This is a genomic window from Haemophilus parahaemolyticus (assembly GCF_018373095.1).
GTDB lineage: Bacteria > Pseudomonadota > Gammaproteobacteria > Enterobacterales > Pasteurellaceae > Haemophilus_A > Haemophilus_A parahaemolyticus_A.
This window is the reverse complement of sequence record NZ_JAHAHT010000132.1, coordinates 1-3,762: the sequence shown is the minus strand read 5'-3', so window position 1 is coordinate 3,762 and position 3,762 is coordinate 1. Positions and strand designations below refer to the sequence as shown.

At 34.7% G+C, this 3,762-nt stretch carries 5 protein-coding genes; all 5 read left to right on the top strand.

Going from position 1 to position 3,762, the window contains the following annotated elements:
- The first annotated feature begins 53 nt into the window (after window positions 1–53).
- Entirely contained in the window at window positions 54–767 is a 714-nt protein-coding gene (locus KH943_RS09585) for a DNA methyltransferase (protein ID WP_438359838.1), read from the top strand.
- 2 nt (window positions 768–769) lie between these two features.
- The gene (locus tag KH943_RS09580; RefSeq protein WP_304110365.1) at window positions 770–1,462 is read left to right on the top strand and encodes a restriction endonuclease; all 693 of its coding nucleotides are present in this window, start codon (window positions 770–772) and stop codon (window positions 1,460–1,462) included.
- Window positions 1,459–2,463 (top strand): DNA adenine methylase, encoded by a 1,005-nt coding sequence (locus tag KH943_RS09575; protein WP_304110364.1) that lies wholly within the window; start codon window positions 1,459–1,461, stop codon window positions 2,461–2,463. Before KH943_RS09580 ends, KH943_RS09575 begins: the two co-directional genes overlap by 4 nt.
- Before the next feature lie 330 nt (window positions 2,464–2,793).
- Window positions 2,794–3,507, top strand: a complete 714-nt coding sequence (gene pyrH, locus KH943_RS09570) for a UMP kinase (RefSeq protein ID WP_005706757.1) — start codon at window positions 2,794–2,796, stop codon at window positions 3,505–3,507.
- Window positions 3,508–3,552: 45 nt separating this feature from the next.
- Window positions 3,553–3,762 (top strand): ribosome-recycling factor (locus tag KH943_RS09565; RefSeq protein WP_304110363.1); only part of this gene is annotated, 210 nt, incomplete at its 3' end.

Below are 3,762 nucleotides of genomic sequence, written 5' to 3'. Positions count from 1 at the left end.
ATTTGGATTTATCTCAATGGCAAGCGCTTGATATTAATACTGATAGTCTTTGGATGATTCCAACAAGAGATAAAACAGGAAAGCACAAAAATGTGTATCACGGAAACTTTATTCCCCAGATTCCTAATCAATTGATTCGTAGATACACAAAGGAGAATGAATGTGTTTTTGAGCCTTTTATGGGCAGTGGGACAACATTATTTGAGTGTGAAACGTTAAACAGAGAATATATTGGCTTTGATCTTAATCCTCATATTATTGACTATGTGAGAGAAAATGCTGATAAAGAAAAAATAAATGATTTCTATATTGCAAATTGTAACTCAATGGATGAGATATCCGTCGACGAACATTTTAAAGAATATGGAAAAACAGCACAATTTTTACTGATGCATCCACCTTATATGGATATTGTCAAGTTTACAGATAATCCTAACGATCTTTCTCAATGTGATAGTATCAATGAGTTTGTGCGAAAGTTTAAACTTGTTTGTGAGAATAGTTTAAAACACCTTGATAAAGGTCGATATTTTGCTTTAGTGATTGGAGATGTCTATAAAAATAGTGAAGTTTTGCCACTTAGTTTTTATTGTATGGATATGATAAAACGAAATTTTAAAGTGAAATTAAAAGGTATCATAGTGAAAAATATTGAAGGCAATAGAGGGAAGCTCAATTTTGGTGGTATTTGGCGCTATCGAGCATTAAGTAGTGATTACTATATTTTCAAACATGAATATATTATGGTGTTTAAAAAAGAGTTTTGAGTATGAAAATCACAAAAACAGAACTATTTTTAAGATTAGCCAAGCCAAATGAGCAAGGTATTTCTCGTTGGGTTAATGTAAGTGAATTTGTTGGTGAATATAAAGATTTAAAATTAGGTAATGGTGGAAGTTGGTGTCGTGCAAGTTCTCCATTAGCAAGAGATTATATTGTTGAATTTGATAAAAGTCGTACATCTGGTAATTCTATTGATGCAATTAGGCTCAATGGTTTTAATCAAGAAAAGCATTTTAAACAACATATTCGAAAAGATATTAAAGATACACTCAAAACGAAAAATTGTGTGATGTTGGGGATAAATGGAAAATCCGAAAATACCAAGATTGAAATTGATCATAAAGATGGCAGAAAAAACGATCATCGTGTCAGTGATACCAAAACGCAAAAATTAGAAGATTTTCAACCGCTTTGTAAGGCTGCTAATGATGCTAAACGTCAAATTTGCAAAGAGTGCAAAGCAACCAATAAACGTTGGAGTGCTAAGAATATTTTAGGTAATCCTTATGCGTTTTATCAAGGTGATGAAAATTATTCGGAAGAATTGGGTTGTGTTGGGTGCTATCAATATGATCCAGTGGAATATCGAAAAAGCAGTGTGAAACGAATTTCTGCTGAAGCAGCCAAACATACATCAGACTACATTTTTAATAAATTATATTCAGAAGAGAACGAATGAATTATATCGGTTCAAAACTAAAACTTTCTAGCTGGCTAGAGGCAGAAATCACTAATGTTGTTGGTGATTCTCTTTCTAATAAAGTGTTTTGTGATTTATTTGCAGGCACAGGGGTTGTTGGTAGAAAATTTAAAACAAATGTAAAGCAAGTGATTGCGAATGATATGGAATATTACAGTTATGTTTTAAATAGAAATTATATTGGCAATCATCAAACAATTTTAAAAGCCGATGAATTATTACAAGAATTAGAAAATTTACTACCGAAAGAAGGCTTTATTTATCAAAATTATTGTTTAGGGTCAGGCTCAGAACGTCAATATTTTAGTGATGAAAATGGTAAAAAAATTGATTCAATTCGAATGCAAATCGAAGAATGGAAGAATACGCACTATATCGATGAAGACACTTACTATTTCCTCTTAGCAACTTTGTTAGAAAATGCAGATAAGGTAGCAAATACGGCATCGGTTTATGGGGCTTTTTTGAAAAATCTTAAAAGATCTGCATTAAAGCCGTTATCACTTGAGCCAGCATTATTTGAGATTAACTGTAATGATCACCAAGTTTATCAAATGGATGCAAATCAGCTAATAAAAAATATTTCAGGGGATATTTTATACCTTGATCCGCCCTATAATGCCCGTCAATATGGTGCAAACTATCATATGTTAAATACGATAGCCCTTTATGATAATTTTACCCCTAAAGGAAAAACGGGATTAAGAGAGTATAATCGATCTAAATATTGTTCAAAATCAGAAGTAGCTTCAGCGTTTGAAGCACTGATTAAAGATGCAAATTTTAAATACGTTTTTTTAAGTTATAATAATGAAGGTTTGATGTCTGTTGAGCAGGTAAGAGAGATTTTTGAGCGTTACGGAAAGTATGATTTAATTCAAACGGAATATCAGCGTTTTAAAGCAGATAAAACAGAGAACCGTAATCATAAAGCAGATTCAACATTTGAATATTTACATATTTTAGAGAAATCAATTTAATAAGGAAAAACCTGAGCAGAAACTTTACCAGAGCTTGAAAAAGAGTTTAGACAGTCGGTTGATGATTTACAGGATTGTGTAGAGTGAGATAAAGAGCCAAATAAACCTTTCAAAGGTGTATTTATAATGTAAGAATTGGCGAAGAGTTCCAGCGTGAAGCAACCATAACTGCAGGCAATCGTTCGTTGAATGCGTTTGTGATGGAAGCCATCCAAGAGAAAATTCATCGTGGAAGACCGAGTTTGAGATAGAAGAATGAGCTAGTTTATCCAATCGTTTTATTCTATAATACCGCGATTTTTGTTTTCACTTCAAACAGAGGCAATTAAAATGAGCAAACCGATTTATAAACGCATTTTATTAAAATTAAGTGGTGAGGCTTTGCAAGGCGATGAAGGCTTCGGTATTGATCCTTCGATTTTGGATCGTATGGCACTTGAGATTAAAGAACTAATCGAAATGGGTGTGGAAGTTGGCGTCGTAATCGGTGGCGGTAATTTATTCCGTGGTGCAAAATTAGCGAAAGCAGGGATGAACCGTGTAGTCGGCGATCATATGGGGATGCTTGCAACCGTAATGAATGGCTTGGCGATGCGTGATGCGTTGCATCGTGCGGATGTCAATGCGAAGTTGATGTCTGCATTCCAATTAAACGGGATTTGCGATACCTACAACTGGTCTGAAGCGATTAAAATGTTGCGTGAAGGTCGTGTAGTGATTTTCTCTGCGGGAACAGGTAGCCCATTCTTTACAACAGATTCAGCGGCTTGCTTACGTGGTATCGAAATTGAAGCGGATGTAGTGTTAAAAGCGACAAAAGTGGATGGGGTGTATGATAAAGATCCTGCAAAATTTGCTGATGCAGTGTTATATAATCAATTGACTTATGCTGAAGTGATCGACAAAGAGTTACAAGTTATGGACTTAGCTGCATTTACGCTTGCACGTGACCACGGTATGCAAATTCGTGTGTTTAATATGGGGAAAGCAGGTGCGTTACGTGAAGTAATTACGGGAACGACTGAAGGTACTACTATTTCTTAATTTTAATTTAGCTGTTCTAAATTTATTCAATCAAAGGAAAAATAGATGATTAACGAAATCAAAAAAGATACGCAACAGCGTATGGAAAAAAGCTTAGAAGCGTTAAAAAGCCACATTTCTAAAATCCGCACAGGTCGTGCACAACCAAGCCTTTTAGATGGCATCCAAGTGGAATATTACGGTGCGGCAACGCCACTTCGTCAATTAGCAAACGTGGTTGCAGAAGATGCTCGTACTTTAGCGGTAAACGTATTC

Excerpts from the sequence above, each read along its gene's own strand:
- KH943_RS09585 (WP_438359838.1), top strand. The coding sequence starts at position 54 with ATGATTCCAACAAGAGATAAAACAGGAAAGCACAAAAATGTGTATCAC.
- KH943_RS09580 (WP_304110365.1), top strand. The coding sequence starts at position 770 with ATGAAAATCACAAAAACAGAACTATTTTTAAGATTAGCCAAGCCAAAT.
- KH943_RS09575 (WP_304110364.1), top strand. The coding sequence starts at position 1,459 with ATGAATTATATCGGTTCAAAACTAAAACTTTCTAGCTGGCTAGAGGCA.
- pyrH (WP_005706757.1), top strand. The coding sequence starts at position 2,794 with ATGAGCAAACCGATTTATAAACGCATTTTATTAAAATTAAGTGGTGAG.